Origin of the sequence: Pseudoflavonifractor sp. An184, assembly GCF_002160305.1 — a bacterium.
Lineage (GTDB): Bacteria > Bacillota > Clostridia > Oscillospirales > Oscillospiraceae > Lawsonibacter > Lawsonibacter pullicola.
The window spans coordinates 22,726-42,596 of the sequence record NZ_NFKI01000004.1 but is presented as its reverse complement, the minus strand read 5'-3'; the positions used below and the strand labels follow the sequence as shown (position 1 = coordinate 42,596).

The window sequence follows — 19,871 nt, the reverse complement described above, 5'->3', positions numbered from 1 at the left end:
CGACTTGTATTAAGTTATATCAACATACGCTGCTAAGTTGAAATTGCTTGACCGCCTGATCCAGCGTTTCATCGGTTACATGGACATACCGATCCATTGTGGTTTTGATGCTGGCGTGTCCCAGCAGCTTTTGCAGCACTTTCGGCTGCATTCCGCTTTCGATCGCACGGGTTGCGTAAGTATGACGCAGCGCGTGCATACAAAAGCGGTTGATCCCCGCTTCATCGCAAAGCTTATAGAGGTGGGTATCATAGGAACTGTTTTTTGCCGGTTCTCCTGTGCGCCAGTTGATAAAGACCAGATCACGCATCACAAGCCGGGAAGTAACGCCGGTGCGCCTGTCCATATATTCCAGCGTTTGCGACAGCAGGGGGGATTCTTTTCTGCCGCTCCGGCTATCCCATACCTCTTTCAGAATGTCATACGCTTTATCCGTCAATGGAATGGTGCGATAGCTCTGCTGAGTTTTGGGAGGACCAGCACGCCAAACTTTCTGTGCGTGACGAAACTCCAAGGTCTTGTTCACTGTAAGCGTCCGGCGCTCAAAGTCGATTGCGTCCCATGTTAAGCCAATCATCTCCCCGGTGCGCAATCCCGTTTCAAGGATGAGCGCATACTGGTTGTAATTGTGGGAACGCCGTGCTGTTTCGAGAAAGAGGTGCTGTTCCTCTCGCGTTAGATAGTGAATATCATCCACAGCGCGAACGGGCTTTGAAAACCGAACACCATCCATGGGGTGCTTTGCAATCAGGTCGTTCATCTTCGCCGCCTTAAACATTGTCCCCATCGTGATGTATGCCTGACGAATGGTGGAACCTGCGTAATCCGCATCCATCTGGATGAACACCTTTTTGCAGTGCATCGGTTTTACATTGGCGATCAGCATCTTCCCGATTACCGGCTGAATATTGCGGACATAGCGTTCCCGGTAATTTCTGAGCGTGTTGGGTGCCAGATCCCCGACAATATTTTCAATCCAGAAATTGAACCACTCATCAACCGTCGTATCGGTAGCCACAAACACATCGTCATGCTTATCGGCGTACTTTGCGTCCTCAATCCAGTTTCGCGCCTCGGGCAGCGTCTGAAAATACTTCTCATGCCGCTTCCCGGCTCTATCAACAAATCGTGCGCTATACAATCCGTCCTTTCTTTGGTAGATACCCTTACCGCAGTCTTTTCCCTTGAGATTCTTTCCCATGGACGAGCTCCTTTCCCGCAGAGAAGAAAAGAGCGCACTACTACGCTATATAGTATAGCGCACGGTGCTCTTTTCCTCAAGGCTTCTCCGCGAATTTTTCAAATGCTATGTTAGATCACAAGTGCCTGACTGATATACTGTTCAAACTCTTTGCGCTTCACCAATTTCTTGCTGCCTACAAAAAGCACGAACGGGCAGTTTGGCGAACGCAGCATACTGTCAATTTTATTGATTCCGATATTGCTGTACTCAGCGGCTTCCTTTGCCGTGAGCGTCATTTTCAGGTGGATTGGCACTTTGCTGATAGAATTTTCCATTTAATCGCCCCTTCCGTAGAATAATAGTTCGTCAATTTATCTGATTCAGAATTTTCACCGCCCGTTTCACATTTTCCGCAGCGTTGCCCTTTCGGAAATTCTCACCGTTAAACTGGATGGGGACGCAGACCTCCAAAACCCTGTCGTAGATACGGCGCTCATCCAGATCGGCAGCTTTCTGCATCACGGAAAGCGGGATATTGGTGGTGATGATCATCGGTTTACCGGTCAGCAGGCGCTTATTGACCACATCAAACACGCGCTCCTTGCCGAAGCAGGTGTTCCGTTCCGCACCCAGGTCATCCAAAATCAGCAGCTCCGGGCGCATCAGTGTTTTCAGGTAAGCATCCCGGTCAGCGCCGAAATTGCCCTGCATACGGTTCACCACATCGGACAGCCCTAAGAAAAGGACGGAAACCGTTTTCTCTATCAGGGCGTTGGCAATGCAGCCCGCCGCATAGGATTTTCCGGTGCCCACATTGCCGAACAGGAGAAGCCCGGTTCCATCTTGGCGGAAAGCATCCCAGTTTTCGGAATATCTTCTCGATTTAACAAGCTGTGGAGTCATTACTTCGGCGTTTTCAAACCGCCATCCGGCGGCGGGAATATCCCGGAACGCCTCAGAGCGGAGCATGGCAATCCGGTTCAGCCGTTCCAGCTCCCGCTGCTCCGCTTCGCGCCGCGCCCGTTCCTCAACCGCGCATTTACAGGCAATCGGGTGCTTGTCCAACCCGTTTTTGCGGTACTGTTCTGGAAAATAGGCTTCCTTGGGCGTGTGGCACTTGCCGCAGTATTTCAGCCCGTCATCCGGGTTGATATAATCCTCCGGGGTGGTGTTCAAGGTCTCTGCTGCATCTATGATGGATGCTATAATCGGATTCACATTCACAGACATTCTCCTTCCTCATAGGTCTCTGTGTAGTCGTAATTCTTACCGGGTTTTGATTTGCTGTCCTCATCCAGCCACTTACGAATTGTGGCGTAATGGTTGGCATAGTGCTTTCCGCTGGATGCCATATAAGCCGACAGACGGTTGATGTAGTCCTCATATTGGCTGGGGTATGTCGATTGCAGATCAGCCAGCTCACTGTCCAAAAGAAAAACATTCTGATACTTCCCAAAACAGCGGCGTGCATTCTCTCTCCTGTTATTCTGACTGGAATCTGTTTTCTTCTTCTCTTTCTTACTTGTGGGCAAATTTTGCCCCATACAAGGGGAAGATTTCCGCCCATCCATTGGGCAGAACTTGCCCTCTGGATGGGAAGAAAGCTGCACCTCATCGGGCAGTTGCAGGAAAATACGGTTTGCCCGGTTCCAGCCCTGCCGGATGCGGGTGATGAGGCCTGCATATTCCAGTTCGGCCAGAGCGGCCTTGACCGTCCGTTCGCTCCGATTCAGGTCGTTCGCCATCTGGCGGATGGTGTAAATCACATAGACATCCCCATCCTCCGACACCCAGCCGGATTTCTGGGAGAGTTGTGTGCGCCCCAACAGCAGGGCGTAGAGCAGCTTGGCGTTGATCGAGTATTCGCCTCGAAGGATAAACCGGGGTAACGGCACGAAAGGCGGCAGCGGGGTGTCGGTTTTATAGTAGATGGTGTATCACTTCCTTTCTCCTTCACAGGACAATTAAGGCGGGCGGCGGGATCGTTTGGAGTAGTAATGCGGACAGACGATTACCGCAGCACGAAAACTTTGTTTGCAGTTTCGGACGCACCTGCGGCAAAGGGCGTTATAGGCGATGCGTCCCCGGTCATTCAGGAAGAACGCCCATTCATCTTTTCGTTTTTTACTCATACGCGGCATAGTGGCCTCCTGTCATTACAATTCCTTTCGCTGGGTCTCTTTGAGCAGCGACCAAATCTCGGCTTGCCGTTCTTTCAGCTCCGCAACATCCTCAGTGTAGAGATGCCCGGAGCTGTTAATCCGGCGGCAAATCTGGTTGGTATTGCTGGCAACCCGGCTGACGGCTGCGGCTGGCTTTTTCTGCTGGGTGTAGTCCACTTTGATGATGTAACCGTCGATTGCCATTTTTCTGAGATATGCGCCTATGTTCTTAGTACCGAGCTGAGCCATCTTGCTTTGGATAAGCTGACGCTCCTGCTCGGTGACGCAGAACTCGATGCGGATCGGCCTTGTGCGTTCAGCCATTGGATATTCGCCTCCTTCAAACTACAACGGACATTTCAAGCGGGAAACTTGGTACCCGCTCAGGAAAAAATCTCTCTCACTTTACAACGGACATTTTTTGCGCCAATTAGCGGGTAGGGCAAGAGTAATATTTTGGAACCGAATATCACCTCCTACTTTACAACGGACAATTTTTTGTGAATTGGGGGGGGGGTATCTTCAAAAAATACTTTTCAATTTACAACGGACATTTTCTCCAAGAAAAACAGGGGTCTGATTGAAAAAAAGTGAAAAATAAAAATGCTCCCGGCTTTGGAAAAAGCGGAAGCACTGTGATCTGCGGATATGAGATTTTAGAGAACAGCAAGCACAGCCGCTGTCCGTACACAGCGGCGAAATGAGCGTTCCGGTCTGTCGGCCAATCTACCCATTGGTTCTTGTTGGGAGTACCCAAACCCCTGCTAATTCGCAACGAGAATTGACTTACATCATAATATCAATTCTGATTTTATATTGATATTGTCAATGTGGGTGTTGACTATCATCATAATTTTAGATATACTATTATCAGGTTGTTATTGCGAGGTGAGCGGATGGACTATATGACGGAACTCGCCGCGATTGCAAAAGAAAACGGCGGCATCATCGAAACGAAAACAGCGGCGCAGCGCGGCATTTCCAAGGCGATGCTCTACAAACTTTGCAAGGCGGAAAAGATTCACCGAATCGTCAAGGGGCAGTATGTGCTCCCGGAAGATATGCAGGACGAGCTGTTATCCATCAGCCGCCGTTCCGGAAAGGTTATTTTTTCCCACGAGACGGCGCTGTTTCTCCATGGGATTTCCGACCGGACACCCTTTGAGCACACCGTAACCGCGCCCTCCGGCTGCATCCCGTCTGCGGCCATCAAAGCGGAGTGTAAGGTGTATTACATCAAGCCGGAGTTGTTCGAGCTGGGCAAAACGATACTGCAAACTCCCGCTGGAAATCCCGTTCCCTGCTATGATCTGGAACGCACCATCTGCGATGTGATCCGCAGCCGCAACAAGATCGGGACTGAGACATTTCTATCGGCGCTGAAGCAGTACGCCGCCAGCCCCAAAAAAGATTTGAACCGGCTGGATGAGTATGCCCGGCAGATGCGGGTATCGGGCGTCCTGCGCCAATATTTGGAGGTACTACTGTGAGCAATGCCATGAGCCTGAAAGCGAAAATCCGCAACATCGCCAAGCAGAAAAATATCCCGGCACAGGTCATTTTGCAGAACTATATGTTCGAGCGTCTACTTGTCCGCCTTGCGGCCTCCGCATACAAAGACAAGTTTGTGCTGAAAGGCGGGATGCTGGTAGCTGCCATCGTGGGGCTGGACAACCGGGCGACGATGGATTTGGACGCAACGCTGAAAAACCTGCCCCTGACCCCGGAAGCTATCCGCAGCGCATTGGAGCAGGTGGCCGCTGTGACCTTTGATGACGGCGTGACCTTTGAGGTTGGAAAAATCTCGCCCATCCGGGAGGATGACATTTACGGCGGCTACCGTGTGATGCTGAATGCCCATTTTGACACGCTGATTACCCCGCTGAGCATTGATGTGTCCACAGGGGATGCCATCACGCCTCATGCGGTGCAGTACCAGTTTTCAGAGATTTTTGATGATGAAAAGTCCTATGAACTGTGGGCGTACAACATCGAAACCGTTATGGCAGAAAAGGTAGAAACCATCCTGCGGCGGGGCGTGTTCAACACCCGACCGAGAGATTTTTATGATGCGTATATTCTGGCAACCACGCAGAAATTTGACAAGGCCGTGTTCGCCGAAGCACTGCGTGCCACCGCAACCCACCGCGGCACAGCTCGTCAGATTGCGGATGTGTCCGCCATTTTGCACAACATCGAGAGCAGCCGGGAACTCAAAGCCATGTGGGAAAAGTACCGCAAGCAGTTTACCTACGCCGCCCACATTGAGTACAGCCAGATCATGGATGTGCTAAAAACGCTGGTCGCCTGACAGCGGCCCGGACTCGAAATTAAGGCTCCTGCGCCTCAGCGCGGGTTCGATTGGACAAGGTGCAGTGCACAAATCTATATTGTGGTAGCATTGCGGCAGCGATGTGGAAAACGCAGGAAGATCTGTCATGATAATTAAAAGAGAAAAAGAAACTACAGCTCTATTAAGTTGTTCCTTCTCACCGCCAAAAGCAAAAATCCTGTTTAAAATTGGATTTATTTTTGCTTATGATATAAAAGCCCCTCAGGCCGCAAGTTTGAGGGGCTTCACTATACGGCATGTTTTATTCTGCCTTCTGTGCAAGTTGCAGGTAAATCTCTTGTAAATGCGTTGAAATAGTCCGATTTCCATGATACTGTCTTGTATCTCAGTCAGCGCCATGGTAGAATAATTCCATATCATATGGAGGTGAGACGATGAAAGCAAGTTATAAAAAACTCTGGAAGCTCCTTGTAGATAAAGATATGAGTAAAGCTGATCTTCATAAAGCAAGTGGCCTATCATCGAGCACCATGACCAAACTCAGAAAGGGCGAAGATGTTTCTATGGAAGCTCTTCGCAAAATCTGCACCGCCTTAGACTGCAATATTGGCGACATTGTAGAGTTTGTACCGGACACTACGGAGTCCTGATTTTGGGATAGGAAAAGGTGTATGATAAAATAGGCGGAATAGAAACGGAGACATGGTGATGGATCAGGCGTATTTATATAACGGCAGCTTAACGGCTGAGCAGTTCCACTTCTATGAGATCAGGATTGCCGCGAAATATTACATTGACGGTAAAACCATTGAAGAGGCAATCGAGATAATCAAAAAAGACAACTTATTTCAATATCCCACAGAGCGTCAGGTTTCACGTCTGGCGAGGGCTTGCTATAAGCGGCTGGATGCGCTTAACAACGAGCAGCTTGTGCATGAGCTTGCATTCGCACCCAGCGAAATAGCGAAACAGATCAACCTCTATGCAATTATGAAATATAACCGTTTGGTTTGGGAATTTATGATACAGGTCATCGGCGAAAAATACAGCAATCAGGATTTTAGCTTTTCACGGAAAGACCTGAACGCGTTCTTTACCCGGCTTCAAGCACAGAACGATTCTGTCTCTGCATGGAGTGAAAATACAGTCAATAAAATTAAAAGCGTGCTGGTACGGATGCTGGTTGAGACGGAGTACCTTGACGGCATTCGCTCTACCACTCTGAATCCGGTTTTTCTCTGCGAAGAGCTGGAAGAAGGAATCAGAGCCAACAACGATTATGAAGCACTGCCAGCATTTAATAGTTTTCGATAGGAGGCGGTCATGGGCATGATAAAACAAGAGCTGGATCGGATCAAAGACCGGATTTCTGATCCGAGTTTCCTTGCCAATAAAGGCTTGAGCAATGAGGTGGGCATCCATGTTTTCTGCTATGACCCCAAAGACGAGATTGTGGTTCAGGATTATATCCGAAGGTTAAAGACGGAAGCAAATACACCGTACCGAATTATCGAGTGTGACCTCTATGAGATATTCCTTTCCCTGCTGGAAGACAAGCGTGTCCTGCGTTCCGTTCCGGGTTTGGAAGACAAACGCGGGAAGGACTATCTTCTTAGCCAATTACAGAAAATCGCTACCCCGGAGGCGTTGCTTGCAAGGATGGACTACCCCCCTCATGTGAAAGGGCAGGACGTTTTGTTCATGACGGGGATCGGGAAAATCCACCCATTTATGCGCTCCCACAAGATGCTGGACAGTATGCAGCATTTATTTGAGGATATTCCGATTGTGATGTTCTATCCGGGTAGCTTCAACGGACAGACGCTCAACCTTTTCAACGAGTTTCTGGACGGCCACTATTACCGGGCTTTTAATCTGCTGTAACGGAGGCAAGAACCATGAAGATACAAAATATGTTCCAAAAGGACATCAACCGAGACATTAACGGTGTCATTAAGGTTTCCCAGAACGACGACAACAGTCTGCGCCAGGAGCTGAGTGAGTATATCATCACGAAGGAGCTGCGCAGACATTTTCGTACATTCTTTGATAACTACTCAAAAGCCATCGACTATCCCAACGATAAGATCGGCGTGTGGATTTCCGGCTTCTTTGGAAGTGGTAAATCTCACTTCTTAAAGATTCTGTCCTACCTTCTCGAAAACAAGGAAGTGTACGGCAAGAAAGCAATGGACTACTTCAAGGACAAATTTGACGATCCCATGATGTACGCAACTGCGGTCAAATGCGTCTCGGTGCCTACGGAGTCCATTCTGTTCAATATCGACATTGAGGGTCCGATCACGAAAGATAAGACTGCTGTCTTGCGTGTCTTTGCCAAGATGTTTTATAACCACTGCGGTTTCTATGGAGACGATTTGAAGATCGCCAAGCTGGAACGCTTTATTGAAAAACAGGGCAAGACGGAGCAGTTCCGCGCTGCCTTTGAAGAAATCAATGGCGTACCGTGGATGGAAACGCGGGACTCCTTTGCCTTCTTTGAGGACGATATTGTGGAAGTATTGCAGTCTGTTCTCGGTATGAGCGAGCAGGCTGCCCGTAACTGGTTTAACGGCGAAGAGACAAATGAACTGAGCATTGCCCAGCTCGTTGCGGCCATCAAAGAATATGTGGACGGAAAAGGCAAGAACTTCCGGCTGCTTTTTATGGTGGACGAGGTTGGTCAGTATATCGGTGAAGACGGGGATCTGATGATCAATCTGCAATCCCTTGTGGAAGAAATCGGAACCCGCTGCATGGGGAAAGTCTGGGTTATGGTCACGAGCCAAGAAGCGATTGACTCCGTTGTCCATATCTCCGGCGATGACTTTTCTAAGATTCAGGGACGCTTCAATACTCGTCTCAGTCTGTCCTCTTCTTCCGTTGATGAGGTCATCAAAAAACGTGTGCTGGCAAAGACCGAAGAGGCTGACCAGCTTCTCCGCATGGTATACGACAAAGAACACGCCGTCCTAAAGAACCTCTACACCTTTAACAATCCGGTTCTGGACATCAAAGGCTTTACGGACAGTGCAGAGTACTCTGCCACATTCCCCTTTGTTCCATATCAGTTCATCATTATCCAGAAGGTACTTGCAGAGATCCGGAAACACGGCAATTCCGGCAAGCACCTTTCCGGCGGTGAGCGTTCCATGCTCTCCGGCTTCCAAGAGGCAGCACAGAAAGTACAGAATAAGGACGGGAATGCCCTTGTCCCCTTCTACCTCTTTTATGATACCGTCCACACCTTCCTTGAGAGTGCGATCCGGCGTGTCATTGACCGCTGCCAGACTGCGGCGGACAATCATGACGGTTTAGAACAGCAGGATGTGAACGTCCTGAAACTGTTGTACTTAGTCCGGTATATTGACGACATCAAAGCGAATATCGACAACATTGCAATCCTAATGATTGACGACATTCGCACCGACAAGATTGCCCTCAGAACCTCTGTCACAGAGTCCCTTGAGCGGCTGCTATCTCAGAACTATATCTCCCGCAACGGGGACACCTATGCTTTCCTGACCGACGAAGAGCAGGATATTGCCATCGACATCCGAAACACGGTGGTAGACAGCGCACAGGTGACAGCAAGTATCGCCCAGACGGTGTTTGGGGAAATCTATCCGGCGAAGAAGTTTAAGTACGGCAAGTATGACTTTGCCTATGACCAGTACATTGACGAGACGCTGAACGGCTCTGCTTCCGGCGGGATGCGGCTGCGCATTGTGACCGTGGCAAGTGACTACTACGGTGCGCCAGATCAGAGGCTTATCATGGATTCTCAGGTGAACAACGAGGCGATTGTCGTTCTCTCCAATGAAACTCCTTATTTCGAGGAACTGGAACAGGCAATGAAAATCCGCAAGTATGTCAAGCAGCGGAACGTCTCCCAGCTCCCGGAGAGCATTCAGGATATTATCCGCAAACGGCAGCAGCAAGCCCGCACCCTTGAAGAGCGGGCGCGTGGCTATATCGAGAAAGCCATTGTGGGCGCAAAGGTTCTCGTCCACGGCGAGGTCATGGACATCAAAGCTGGCAACGCGAAAGACAAGCTGGATGTCGCCCTGAACGGTCTGGTTGAGAGCGTGTATTCCAAGCTCGGTATGGTCAACAAGTTTGTGGAAAGCGATGCAGACATCCTTGCGATCCTCAATGGGACTGACAATGAGCAGGGTGCCTTTGCCGGGACCGGCTCAAACAACGAAGATGCCCTGAACGAGATCAGCCAATGGCTGGAACTGCAAAACGCAAAGATGCTCACAACCTCTATGGGTGACGTACAGCGCAGATACAGCGCGATCCCCTACGGCTGGCGGGAAATCGACATTGCAGCTCTGGTTGCCCGTCTGATAGCCCAGCAGAAGATTTCGATCAAATACGGCGGCGCGATTGTGGGCAAGGACGAACGCAGGTTGGTTGATTATCTGCGCAAACGGTCAGAGATCGACAAGGCGATTGTGACCCGTCGGATTGCCCCCTCAGAAGACCTGATGAGAAAGAGTATTAACTTTCTTCGGGACTACCTTGGCGCAATGGACATTCCCTCCGACGAGGACGGGCTGATCCGTTTCGTGCTGAACACCTTCGAGGAAAAAGAGAAGCACTACAATGAGCTTTTGGAAGCCTATAAGCAAGTGAGATACCCGGAACGGGAAGTTGTGGAAACCGCTCGTAACCTTGCCGCCGGCGTGCTGAGCCAGCGCAAGGACAACGTGGCTCTTCTCTCCCGTATGGTGCAGAAACAGGACGACCTTCTGGACTCTATCGAAGACATGGAGGGCGTGGAGCTGTTCTTCAAGTCCCAACGCCCCGTCTATGACGAAGCCCGGCGTCAGATGGAGAAAATCAGCAAAGAGCGGGACTACTTTGCAATGGATGCCGACGCGCAGGAAGTCTTCCGTCAGATTTCGACGATCCTTGCCATGCCCAAGCCCTATGACCGTATCGGGGAGCTGCCGGAACTGATCAGCAAGGCGAAGGCCGCCTACAACAATCTGCTGGACATCAAACGGGACGAGGTTTTGGAGAATGTCTGCCAGTGTATGCAGGACGTTCATCAGCTCGCCTCCGAAGCCCGTGACGCAACAGCTCTGCTTCGTCAGGCGGACGATTATTTCGTGGACAAGCGCGAAGCGGCAAAGGAAGCCACTTCTCTCACGGAGCTGGACGCTATGATCACCCAGCTTCTCAATTACAAGGACAATATCTGCCGCCGGATGGAGGTTATGGTATCGGACAACCATCCTTCCCAGCCGGAAACGAAAGCTCCTGCTGGCTCCCCGGCACCGAAGCCGAAAAAGATCACCTCTGTCCGCCGGTACGACCTCTGCACCGTCAAGCGTCTGCAATCCAAAGAAGACGTTGACAAGTATGTGGAGGGAATCCGCGAGAAGCTGATGAAGACGCTGGAAAGCTGCGACGGCATCCAGATTAACTAAGAAGGAGAAACCGCAATGAATAAATCTGCCATACAGAAATTTGCGATATGGGCGCGGACGGAACTGATCGCACAGGTATCGCAAAAGGCTTATCAATATGGAATTACTGAGGAAGGTTACGGCGAGGCGGATGCCGTGACCGTGGGAGGTCATGCCCTGACCTCTGACGAGGTAAAGCAGCGCAGGGAGCTTGTGGCGCAGATCCGCCAGAAGGGATATACACAGGTCATGGAAGAGGTTGCCTACACATGGTTCAACCGCTTTATCGCCCTGCGCTTTATGGAAGTCAACAACTATCTGCCCAGCCATATCCGCGTCTTCTCGGACAGCACCGGCGCGTTCAAGCCGGAAATCCTCAGCGACGCGCTGCATCTGGATTTGCCGGGGCTGGACAAGGACAAGGTTGCCGCGTATATCGAGAGCAACCAGACCGAAGACCTCTACCGCTATCTGCTGCTGACACAGTGCAACGCTCTGAACGAGGCTCTGCCCCGGATGTTTGAGAAAATGGGCGGCTATACCGAGCTGCTGTTTCCAAACAATATCCTGAAAGCCGACAGTGTTCTGGGGCGCATGGTCACAGACATTCCCGAAGAAGACTGGACAGATCAGGTGCAGATCATCGGCTGGCTGTACCAGTATTACAATTCCGAACTCAAGGATGATACCTTTGCCCTGCTCAAGAAGAACGTGAAAATCAGCAAGGAGCACATCCCTTCTGCGACGCAGCTCTTCACGCCGGACTGGATCGTCCGCTACATGGTGGAAAACAGCCTCGGACGGCTCTGGATCGAGGGGCATCCCGACGACAGGCTGAAATCCGACTGGAAATATTATCTGGACGAAGCGGAACAGGAGCCGGAGGTACAGGCGCAGCTTGACAAAATCCACGCTGAGTATGCTACTCTCAAGCCGCAGGACATCAAGGTCATCGACCCCTGCATGGGCAGCGGGCATATCCTTGTCTACGCCTTTGACGTGCTGATCCAGATTTACAGGAAGTACGGTGTCAGTGAACGGGACGCAGCCCAGAGCATTTTGCAAAATAACCTCTTCGGTCTGGATATAGATGACCGGGCGGCGCAGCTCGCCTATTTTGCTGTCATGATGAAAGCGCGACAGTATGACCGTCGCATCTTTTCTCGTGGCATCCAGCCCCATATGTATGCCATTGTGGAGAGCAACGGGCTGGACAATGCAACGATAGATTATTTCACAAACAATGATACGAAGCTCAAAAAGGATTTCAGAACGCTGGTAGACGAACTTCTGGATGCAAAAGAATATGGCTCGATCCTGAACATTACGCCGGTGGATTTCGCCGCCCTCTATGCAAGAGTGGAAGAAATCAGGGAAGACATCAGTCTGTATCGGGAAAATGTGCTGAATACTGTTCTGCCGCTGATTCAGGCTGCTGAGGTCATGGCACAGAAGTACAATGTGGTTGTGACGAATCCTCCATACATGGAAATAAGTAGTGGTACAAAGAAATTAGTTGATTATGTTAATAAACACTTTATAGGCGGAAAGACAGATATGTTTGCCGTTTTCATCGAGAAAGCGTCTGATTATGCCTTGAAAAGCGGCTTCATAGGAATGATCACTCAACCTTCTCTGACATCACTGGTGTCGTTTGAAAGGTTGAGGAGAAAGCTGTTCATTGAAAAGTCATTCTGCAATCTTGTCCAAATGGGAAGAGGTATTTTTGGAATTGATTTTGGTTCGGTGTCATTTGTGTACAGAAACAGCCATATCAAAGCTTATATTGCGAGATACTTTAAGTTATACGAACGTACCTTCCAGTTTATACAAATTGAGGATATACGAGACATTTTCTTAAATGCAAAAAAAGATGGAAATTACAGATTTGATTTTAATGAATATGACACGTCCACTGGAATACCTGAACAGTCTTGTGATACTGGAAATCAAATTGCGTACACAGCAAAACAAGATATGTTCATGTTAGTTCCAGGTATTCCGTTTGCCTATACTATGTCAAACGAAATGATTAGTGCATATACTAAGGGCCTTCTCGGAGATATTTTTACAACAAGAGAAGGAATGGCAACGGCGGGAAACGATGTATTCTTACGAATGTGGTATGAGGTTGCATTTAATAAAATTTACTTTAATTGTGCGAACTCAACACTTGCTTATGAATCCCACATGAAATGGTTCCCATACAATAAGGGTGGTGACTATCGAAAATGGTATGGAAACAATGACTATGTTGTGGATTGGGAAAATGATGGGCAGAGAATACGAAATAATGTCGATAAAAGAACAGGACGTATTCGGTCGCACAACTACAACGGTGAATATGCTTTTAGACATGGACTAACATGGTCATCAATTAGTGCTGGCGATATTTCTATTCGGTGGTCTGATGATGGTTTCTTGTTTGATTCCAAGGGGGCTAAAGGATTTTCAAGTAGTGATAAAGCAATGTATGCCATTCTCGGATTCCTCAATAGCACGACGGCCATGCGGTATTTGAAAGTCATTTCGCCCACGATGGACTTCAAAGTTGGGGATATTATACAACTTCCTTTGGAAAAGAAGATTTTTGAGAGTGAAGAACTGATTTGTTTAGTTAAAGATAACATTCGTTTACTCAGAAAAGATTGGGATTCAAAAGAAACAAGTTGGGATTTCAAAGTATGCGCTGCTATCGAAGGGACATCTACTAAAGATGCAGTAAAGTCATTCGTAAACGACATGAAGTCTGCTCGTGAACGATTGAGACAGAATGAGCAAAAAATCAACACAATTATTGCAACAATTTATAATTTGAAAAAAACTCGCTGTGATGTGCCTGATGAAAAACTCTCGATTATTGAGTATTCTTATGAAGAAGTAGTTAAAACAATAATATCTTATGCCGTTGGCTGTATGTTTGGGCGGTACTCGCTGGACGTGGAAGGACTCGCCTATGCGGGTGGAAATTGGGATACTTCCAAGTACAGCACGATTATCCCAGATAAGGACAACATTATTCCCATCTGCGATGACGATTACTTCGACGACGATATTACCGGACGCTTTGTGAAGTGGGTGGAGGCAGTCTACGGCAGCGATACGCTGGGAGAAAACCTCAAGTTCATTGCAGACGCTCTCGGCGGCAAGGGAACGCCCCGTGAGGTCATCCGAAGCTACTTCCTGAACGACTTCTATGCCGATCACTGCAAAACTTACCAGAAGCGACCTATCTACTGGCTCTTTGACAGCGGAAAGAAGAACGGCTTCAAGGCACTGATCTATATGCACCGGTATCAGAGCGACCTCCTTGCCCGGATGCGTACTGACTATGTTCATGAGCAGCAGGAGCGTTACCGCACCCAGCTCACCCACCTTGCAGATGCGCTGGAACACGCCTCCGGCTCCGAACGGGCAAAGCTGACCAAGAAGCAGAAGACGCTCCAAGATCAGTCTTTGGAGATTCAGAAATACGAAGAAAAAATCCATCACCTTGCCAATCAGAATATCTCTATCGACCTCGATGATGGCGTAAAGCACAACTACGCACTCTTTACGGACGTGCTGGCGAAGATTAAGTAAGTCTTGTTTGTATAAATAGGCAGAGGGAGGGTATATTGCATGACCAGCATAGATAAAACAAAAGATGAAATTTATGCTCAATTTGATGAGTGGCTTAACGGGCAGCCGTTATGGCTTCAAGATGCTGCATGGAGAATCTATAACAATAAAAAAATAGATGAAGAGCAAATTAAAATTTATGCCAGTATGTGCATATCCCAATCAAAACATGAAGACCTGCCTAAATATAACTACCTTGAACCGGCTGATCTTATACATTACAAGCATAGCCCTAAACTGGCAGTTACAACATTGTCAGACATAAGTGGTGTAAATGCGCTCGCTGAAAATGTTAGTCTTGAATTTTCTGAAAGCGGAGTTACAGCAATATACGGGTTAAACGGGGCAGGAAAATCAGGCTTTATGCGCATTTTCAAAACCCTTAGCGGATGTCCTTATGAAGAACCGATCCAACCGAATGTTTTCACAGACACCAGATCGGCAGAGGCAAAATGTAAAGTCACGGTAACGCAAGACGGAGAAACTAAGGAAGAGGTATATAGCTTAACAAGAAAACCTAAACGTTCTCTATTATCTACTTGTGATGTGTTTGACACACGAATTTCAAACCAATATATTACTTCGCCAAATAATGTTTCGTATCAGCCTTTTGTTTTCACAGTGTTATCAGAACTTGCATCAATAGCCGAGAAAATTAGTAATTATATATCATCACTGAAAGAAAACATTAAAGAACGATCAATAAAACTTCCCGATGAATTTAGATCTTCTGCCGAATGCGAGTGGCTTGCGAACTTATCTAAGGACACTGTCATTCCACCTGATTGTCTGATTTGGGATGTAGCAAAAGAAAATGAGTTTGAAAAATTGCCCAAACAATTAGATAGTGAACAGGTTAAACAAAAAATCAAGTCAATAACTACCATGAAAAATTCCCTCGCCCCTGTCACTGAGGACATCTGTAGCGCTATTAAAGCTTGTCCCAGAACCGACTTAGAGTTCTCTTATGGCAAGCTTATAGAAGCAAATCGGAGATTCAAAGCAACTGAAATCTTGTTTAGCAAAAGTGCTGACAAGCAAGACCAAGTAAGTATCGGTGCAGACGACTGGAAGACCTTGTGGTCTTATGCGAAAAAGTATTATGAAGAATACCTTTTTACAGATAGTGGGATGCACTTTGGAGAAGAAGGCTCTATATGTCCTTTGTGCCATCAACAAATTAGTGGCGAAATTCAGAAAAGGGTATCGAGCATTGATCAATATATAAATGGAACTTGCAGTCACGAATATCAATCGACCAAAAATGCTTTCAATAAATTATGTGATAGTCTAACTAATAGAAGTTTTAAGTCAGAAACAATTACGACATCATTACACGGACTTTTATCTGAAAGTGAATTGCAAAGTGTCACCTATGTTTATCAAAAAATTGAAAAGCTCAAGGGTCTTAGTGACGAAGAACAGCGATATAATATGATTTGCCAAATAAACCTCCCACCTATAGCTAAGTTGCTTTGTGATAAGTTGGAGTCCCTCGATAACGAAATTGAGGAACTTCAAGATTCACTAAAAGATGAGAAGAAAACAGAATTAGAGCAGCGTCTCAGACAGCTAAAATTTCAGAAGTGGGTCTTTGACAATAAAGAAATTATTCATAGGGTAATTGAAAACCTTCGAGAACTATCAATTCTCGATGCCACAAAACAATATTTAACCACAAATAAAATTACAACTCAGTCGAATAAGATGGCTGATTCTCTTATCACTCAAGCGTATATCGAACGCTTTACAAGAGAGCTTAGATTGATGGCACCAGGAATTAGGGTTAAGCTCGAAAAAGCACAATCTAAAAAAGGAAACTCACCATACAAAGTATCAATAGATACCGGTGATGGAAAAAGGTATAAATTAGAAGATATATTAAGTGAAGGCGAGCAGCGAATTGTTGCGTTGGCGGCATTCTTTGCTGATGCAACAGGAAGAGATGAGCTTACACCAATTATAATTGATGATCCTATTTCTTCGCTTGATTTGAATTATGAGGATAGTGCAACTAAGCGTATTGTAGAGCTTGGAAAAGAACGACAGGTAATTGTTTTTACTCACAGAATATCTTTGCTTGTTGGAATAAGTGAGGCGTGTGAGGGAAACAACGTTGCCATGAAAGAAGTACATATCAGAAGTGCAATGAAGGGAAAGGGGATTCCCGACTTTGAGGACGTATACCACGGAAATGTAAAAGCACAGCTCAACGGACTAAAGAGCAGATTGTTACAAGCGAAAGAGTTGGATGAAGATTCCGAAGAATATAGGGACAGCATTGGCCGAATTTGCCAGCAGTTTAGAATTTGTGTCGAACGGTCTGTTGAAGACGTTCTACTTCTAGGCATTGTGCGGCGTTTTCATCGGAATATACGAACAAATAACATGGTAATTAAACTTTCTTCGATTGAAGAAAAAGATTGTAAGATAGTTGATGATATGATGAGCAAATACTCCTTCATTGAACACTCTCAACCTGCCGATGCGACTATCATCCAATATTCTATAGATGAGATTGAATCGGACATTCAAAAATATATAGATTGGATTTCGGAATACAAAAAGAGACAGAACAATTAAAATAGGAGAAAAACACTATGTCCACAGAATCCATACAATTCAACCTAAAAGAGCGTTTCGCTGCCTCTTTACCGGAGTTCTATCAGCGCAGGATCATCTTCTGGCAGGACGAAGACCGGGAATTTGAGTCAACGCTGGACGAACTGAATCTGCCCGGCGTAAATATCGTCAAGCTCACCGGCACGAACAACTTTGCCGTGAAGATGCTGCTGCTCCATGACGACCTCACCGGCAACTATCTGATTTATAACCCGTTTTCCTACGCTGCCCCGCAGGACGACTGGCTGCGTGATATTGAGCTGTATAGCGAAGAGTTCCGGGCGGATTACTACTCGATCCTCATGAGTGAGCTGAACATCAATGCCAGCCCGGTCATGCGCCGGACGGTCAAGCTGTATTCAACATTCTTTGATAACAAAGATCGAGTGGCAAGGCTGCGCAAGATTGGACGGGAATATCAAACCCCGTTACAGCTCCATATTGACATCATGGCTGTTCTCGCCGGTCTTTCCGGCGGCTCGGCACAGGATGTCTTCATTGCGGTCCTTTCCGCCGGATTGAACGAGGAAAACAATGCCGTCCTGAATAATATCAAGAAGTTCGGCAATATAGAAGCGTTCTGGCAGCTTGTGCGAAAATACACCGGTTATATTCATGAGGACGACAAGCCGCTCGGCTTCTTCGCCTCCCATGTGCTGCTGACCGCACTTGCTCAGACCATGAATCCTAGCGTTCTCAAAGGTTTGGAACGCTTCATTTCCGAGTCCAACCGGGCATACTGTTACAGCATTGTCCATGAATGGCGCAACCGGGAAGACAGCACCGCGCTCTGGGATTTATGCCGCACCGTAGAACAGGAATTGCAGCTCCCCTCCCGCTTTGACAAGCAGGAGATTGAAACGCTGCTGACGGGTGACATCTTCCCATCGATCCACGAGGTTCTCCTGAAACGCTTCTTCTCCGAAGTGGCGGAACAGGTGGTCAAGCCTGAACTGATCCTGAAAACGGTGGAAAATCGCCGCACTTCCGGCTGGATCGAGCATTTCAGTTATTATTATGACTGTCTTTATTTTATAGCCAGGATGCAGGAGTTCTATCAGAGCAATGCCGCCGGTTTTCATATCGTAGAACCAAAGGCTGTCTGGAAGCTCTATGCGGAGAATGCTTACGAAATGGACTGCTTCTATCGCCATTTCCACTATGCTTTCGGCTGCACCCTCAAGGACAGCAACCTGCTTTTGGAGGACAAGCTGAAACACGCAGCGGAGTATGTGGAAGGGCTGTATCAGAACTGGTATCTCAAGGAACTGACCAGTTGTTGGACAAATGCGATCTCCGACAACCTTGTTTCGCTGGGCTATGTCTCTGAAATTGCAAAGCAGCGTGATTTCTACGCCCACTATATCAGACCCCTTGCCGGAAAGAACACCCGCGCCTTTGTGATTATCTCAGACGCTTTGCGCTATGAAGTCGCAGCACAGTTGTGCGATACCCTGATCCGCACAACAAAGGGAACGGCAAAGCTGGAAGCAATGCAAGCAATCTTCCCGTCCATCACCAAGTTTGGTATGGCGGCTCTGCTGCCCGGACGCAAGATCAGTGTTGATGAGGATATGGGTGTCTATGTGGAGGGACTGCCTACCAGCTCCACACAGGATCGTGAGAAAGTCCTCTGCGCTGGCAATCCAAACAGCGTTGCCATCCAATATAACGATGTGCTGAACATGAAGCGACCCGAACGCAGGGAGCTTGTGAGCGGCAAAGAAGTGGTCTACATTTACCACAACACCATAGATGCCATTGGCGATAAAGCCCCGACGGAGAACAAGGTCTTTGAGGCTTGCGAGGATGCTATTCAGGAGATTGCCAATATTCTCCGCATTGTCGTCAACGATATGCAGGGAACAGATATTTTCATCACGGCTGACCACGGATTTCTCTATACTTACCGCCCTCTCACCGAAGGGGACAAAATTAGCAAGAGTACCTTCACGGGGAAAGTGTACGAGGTTGGTAGACGTTATGCCCTGACCGAGCCGTCTGCAACGGGTGAATATCTGCTTCCAGTGCAGCTTGACCCTGAGATCAGCGGCACACCGCTCAAGGGATATACACCGCAGGATTCCACCCGGATCAAGATTTCCGGTGGAAGCGAAAACTATGTGCATGGCGGCGTGAGTTTGCAGGAACTTTGCGTACCGGTTATCGCATTCAAGAACCTCCGCACAAGCAGCAAGAAGTACGTCGAGGTTTCCAATGCGGAATTGAAGCTGCTCAGCGAGAGCCGAAAGGTTTCAAACCTTCTGTTCTCTCTCGACTTCTTCCAAAGGCAACCGGTTGGCGACAAGGTACAGCCCTGCGCCTATACAATTTACATGACAGATGATGAAGGCGTTCCGGTCAGCGACAGACAAACCGTAATTGCAGACCGAACCAGCCTGAATGCGTCTGAACGCGTCTTCCGGGTGCGCTTTAACCTGAAAGCAGGAGCTTATGACAGCAAAAAGATATACCGCTTAGTCATTGCAAACGATACGAACGTGCCGGAGGAAGTAGAGTTCTATATCGACATTGCCTTCGCAGATGACTTTGGATTTGATTTGTAAAGG

Annotated in this window: 14 protein-coding genes; 9 read left to right on the top strand and 5 right to left on the bottom strand. The window is 47.8% G+C overall.

Features of this window, described 5'->3' with window-relative positions; translation table 11 throughout:
* Positions 1 to 19 precede the first annotated feature (19 nt).
* From B5F19_RS02735 to mobC, 5 genes are all read right to left on the bottom strand, one after another.
* Positions 20 to 1,201: a tyrosine-type recombinase/integrase gene (locus B5F19_RS02735; RefSeq protein ID WP_087287687.1), complete on the bottom strand. Its 1,182-nt coding sequence runs from the start codon at positions 1,199 to 1,201 to the stop codon at positions 20 to 22.
* 110 nt (positions 1,202 to 1,311) lie between these two features.
* Positions 1,312 to 1,518: an excisionase gene (locus B5F19_RS02730; protein ID WP_087287684.1), complete on the bottom strand. Its 207-nt coding sequence runs from the start codon at positions 1,516 to 1,518 to the stop codon at positions 1,312 to 1,314.
* A 31-nt stretch (positions 1,519 to 1,549) separates the two neighbouring features.
* A complete protein-coding gene (locus B5F19_RS02725; RefSeq protein WP_087287680.1) occupies positions 1,550 to 2,413 on the bottom strand; it encodes an ATP-binding protein in 864 nt (287 codons plus the stop codon).
* The gene (locus B5F19_RS02720; protein ID WP_162612501.1) at positions 2,404 to 3,078 is read right to left on the bottom strand and encodes a replication initiator protein A; all 675 of its coding nucleotides are present in this window, start codon (positions 3,076 to 3,078) and stop codon (positions 2,404 to 2,406) included. The genes B5F19_RS02725 and B5F19_RS02720 overlap by 10 nt, the downstream gene beginning before the upstream one ends.
* 261 nt (positions 3,079 to 3,339) lie before the next feature.
* Positions 3,340 to 3,669, bottom strand: a complete 330-nt coding sequence (mobC, locus tag B5F19_RS02715; protein ID WP_087287674.1) for a plasmid mobilization relaxosome protein MobC — start codon at positions 3,667 to 3,669, stop codon at positions 3,340 to 3,342.
* 572 nt (positions 3,670 to 4,241) lie between these two features.
* Between mobC and B5F19_RS02710 the strand changes: the two genes are divergently transcribed.
* The 9 genes from B5F19_RS02710 to pglZ all read left to right on the top strand — a co-directional run bounded on the left by B5F19_RS02710 (position 4,242) and on the right by pglZ (position 19,868).
* Positions 4,242 to 4,835 carry a type IV toxin-antitoxin system AbiEi family antitoxin domain-containing protein gene (locus B5F19_RS02710; protein ID WP_087287671.1) on the top strand — a complete coding sequence of 198 codons (594 nt, stop codon included), beginning with the start codon at positions 4,242 to 4,244 and terminating at the stop codon, positions 4,833 to 4,835.
* Positions 4,832 to 5,656, top strand: a complete 825-nt coding sequence (locus tag B5F19_RS02705) for a nucleotidyl transferase AbiEii/AbiGii toxin family protein (protein ID WP_242972674.1) — start codon at positions 4,832 to 4,834, stop codon at positions 5,654 to 5,656. The genes B5F19_RS02710 and B5F19_RS02705 overlap by 4 nt, the downstream gene beginning before the upstream one ends.
* A 416-nt stretch (positions 5,657 to 6,072) precedes the next feature.
* Positions 6,073 to 6,288 (top strand): helix-turn-helix transcriptional regulator, encoded by a 216-nt coding sequence (locus tag B5F19_RS02700; RefSeq protein WP_087287668.1) that lies wholly within the window; start codon positions 6,073 to 6,075, stop codon positions 6,286 to 6,288.
* Between the two features lie 58 nt (positions 6,289 to 6,346).
* On the top strand, positions 6,347 to 6,952 hold the full coding sequence (locus B5F19_RS02695; RefSeq protein ID WP_087287665.1) for a DUF1819 family protein: 606 nt from the start codon (positions 6,347 to 6,349) through the stop codon (positions 6,950 to 6,952).
* A gap of 9 nt (positions 6,953 to 6,961) precedes the next feature.
* A complete protein-coding gene (locus B5F19_RS02690; protein WP_087287662.1) occupies positions 6,962 to 7,522 on the top strand; it encodes a DUF1788 domain-containing protein in 561 nt (186 codons plus the stop codon).
* A 14-nt stretch (positions 7,523 to 7,536) separates the two neighbouring features.
* Positions 7,537 to 11,079 carry a BREX system P-loop protein BrxC gene (gene brxC, locus B5F19_RS02685; RefSeq protein ID WP_087287659.1) on the top strand — a complete coding sequence of 1,181 codons (3,543 nt, stop codon included), beginning with the start codon at positions 7,537 to 7,539 and terminating at the stop codon, positions 11,077 to 11,079.
* A gap of 15 nt (positions 11,080 to 11,094) precedes the next feature.
* A complete protein-coding gene (pglX, locus tag B5F19_RS02680; RefSeq protein WP_087287656.1) occupies positions 11,095 to 14,640 on the top strand; it encodes a BREX-1 system adenine-specific DNA-methyltransferase PglX in 3,546 nt (1,181 codons plus the stop codon).
* Between the two features lie 39 nt (positions 14,641 to 14,679).
* Positions 14,680 to 17,262: an AAA family ATPase gene (locus tag B5F19_RS02675; RefSeq protein WP_087287653.1), complete on the top strand. Its 2,583-nt coding sequence runs from the start codon at positions 14,680 to 14,682 to the stop codon at positions 17,260 to 17,262.
* Positions 17,263 to 17,279: 17 nt separating this feature from the next.
* Complete coding sequence (pglZ, locus tag B5F19_RS02670; protein WP_087287651.1) at positions 17,280 to 19,868, top strand: BREX-1 system phosphatase PglZ type A; 2,589 nt, start codon at positions 17,280 to 17,282, stop codon at positions 19,866 to 19,868.
* The last annotated feature ends 3 nt before the right edge of the window (positions 19,869 to 19,871 follow it).

What these genes read in the sequence shown, in the direction of transcription:
- B5F19_RS02735 (WP_087287687.1), bottom strand. Translation starts at nt 1,201, where the DNA reads ATGGGAAAGAATCTCAAGGGAAAAGACTGCGGTAAGGGTATCTACCAA.
- B5F19_RS02730 (WP_087287684.1), bottom strand. Translation starts at nt 1,518, where the DNA reads ATGGAAAATTCTATCAGCAAAGTGCCAATCCACCTGAAAATGACGCTC.
- B5F19_RS02725 (WP_087287680.1), bottom strand. Translation starts at nt 2,413, where the DNA reads ATGTCTGTGAATGTGAATCCGATTATAGCATCCATCATAGATGCAGCA.
- mobC (WP_087287674.1), bottom strand. Translation starts at nt 3,669, where the DNA reads ATGGCTGAACGCACAAGGCCGATCCGCATCGAGTTCTGCGTCACCGAG.
- B5F19_RS02710 (WP_087287671.1), top strand. Translation starts at nt 4,242, where the DNA reads ATGGACTATATGACGGAACTCGCCGCGATTGCAAAAGAAAACGGCGGC.
- B5F19_RS02700 (WP_087287668.1), top strand. Translation starts at nt 6,073, where the DNA reads ATGAAAGCAAGTTATAAAAAACTCTGGAAGCTCCTTGTAGATAAAGAT.
- B5F19_RS02695 (WP_087287665.1), top strand. Translation starts at nt 6,347, where the DNA reads ATGGATCAGGCGTATTTATATAACGGCAGCTTAACGGCTGAGCAGTTC.
- B5F19_RS02690 (WP_087287662.1), top strand. Translation starts at nt 6,962, where the DNA reads ATGGGCATGATAAAACAAGAGCTGGATCGGATCAAAGACCGGATTTCT.
- brxC (WP_087287659.1), top strand. Translation starts at nt 7,537, where the DNA reads ATGAAGATACAAAATATGTTCCAAAAGGACATCAACCGAGACATTAAC.
- pglX (WP_087287656.1), top strand. Translation starts at nt 11,095, where the DNA reads ATGAATAAATCTGCCATACAGAAATTTGCGATATGGGCGCGGACGGAA.
- B5F19_RS02675 (WP_087287653.1), top strand. Translation starts at nt 14,680, where the DNA reads ATGACCAGCATAGATAAAACAAAAGATGAAATTTATGCTCAATTTGAT.
- pglZ (WP_087287651.1), top strand. Translation starts at nt 17,280, where the DNA reads ATGTCCACAGAATCCATACAATTCAACCTAAAAGAGCGTTTCGCTGCC.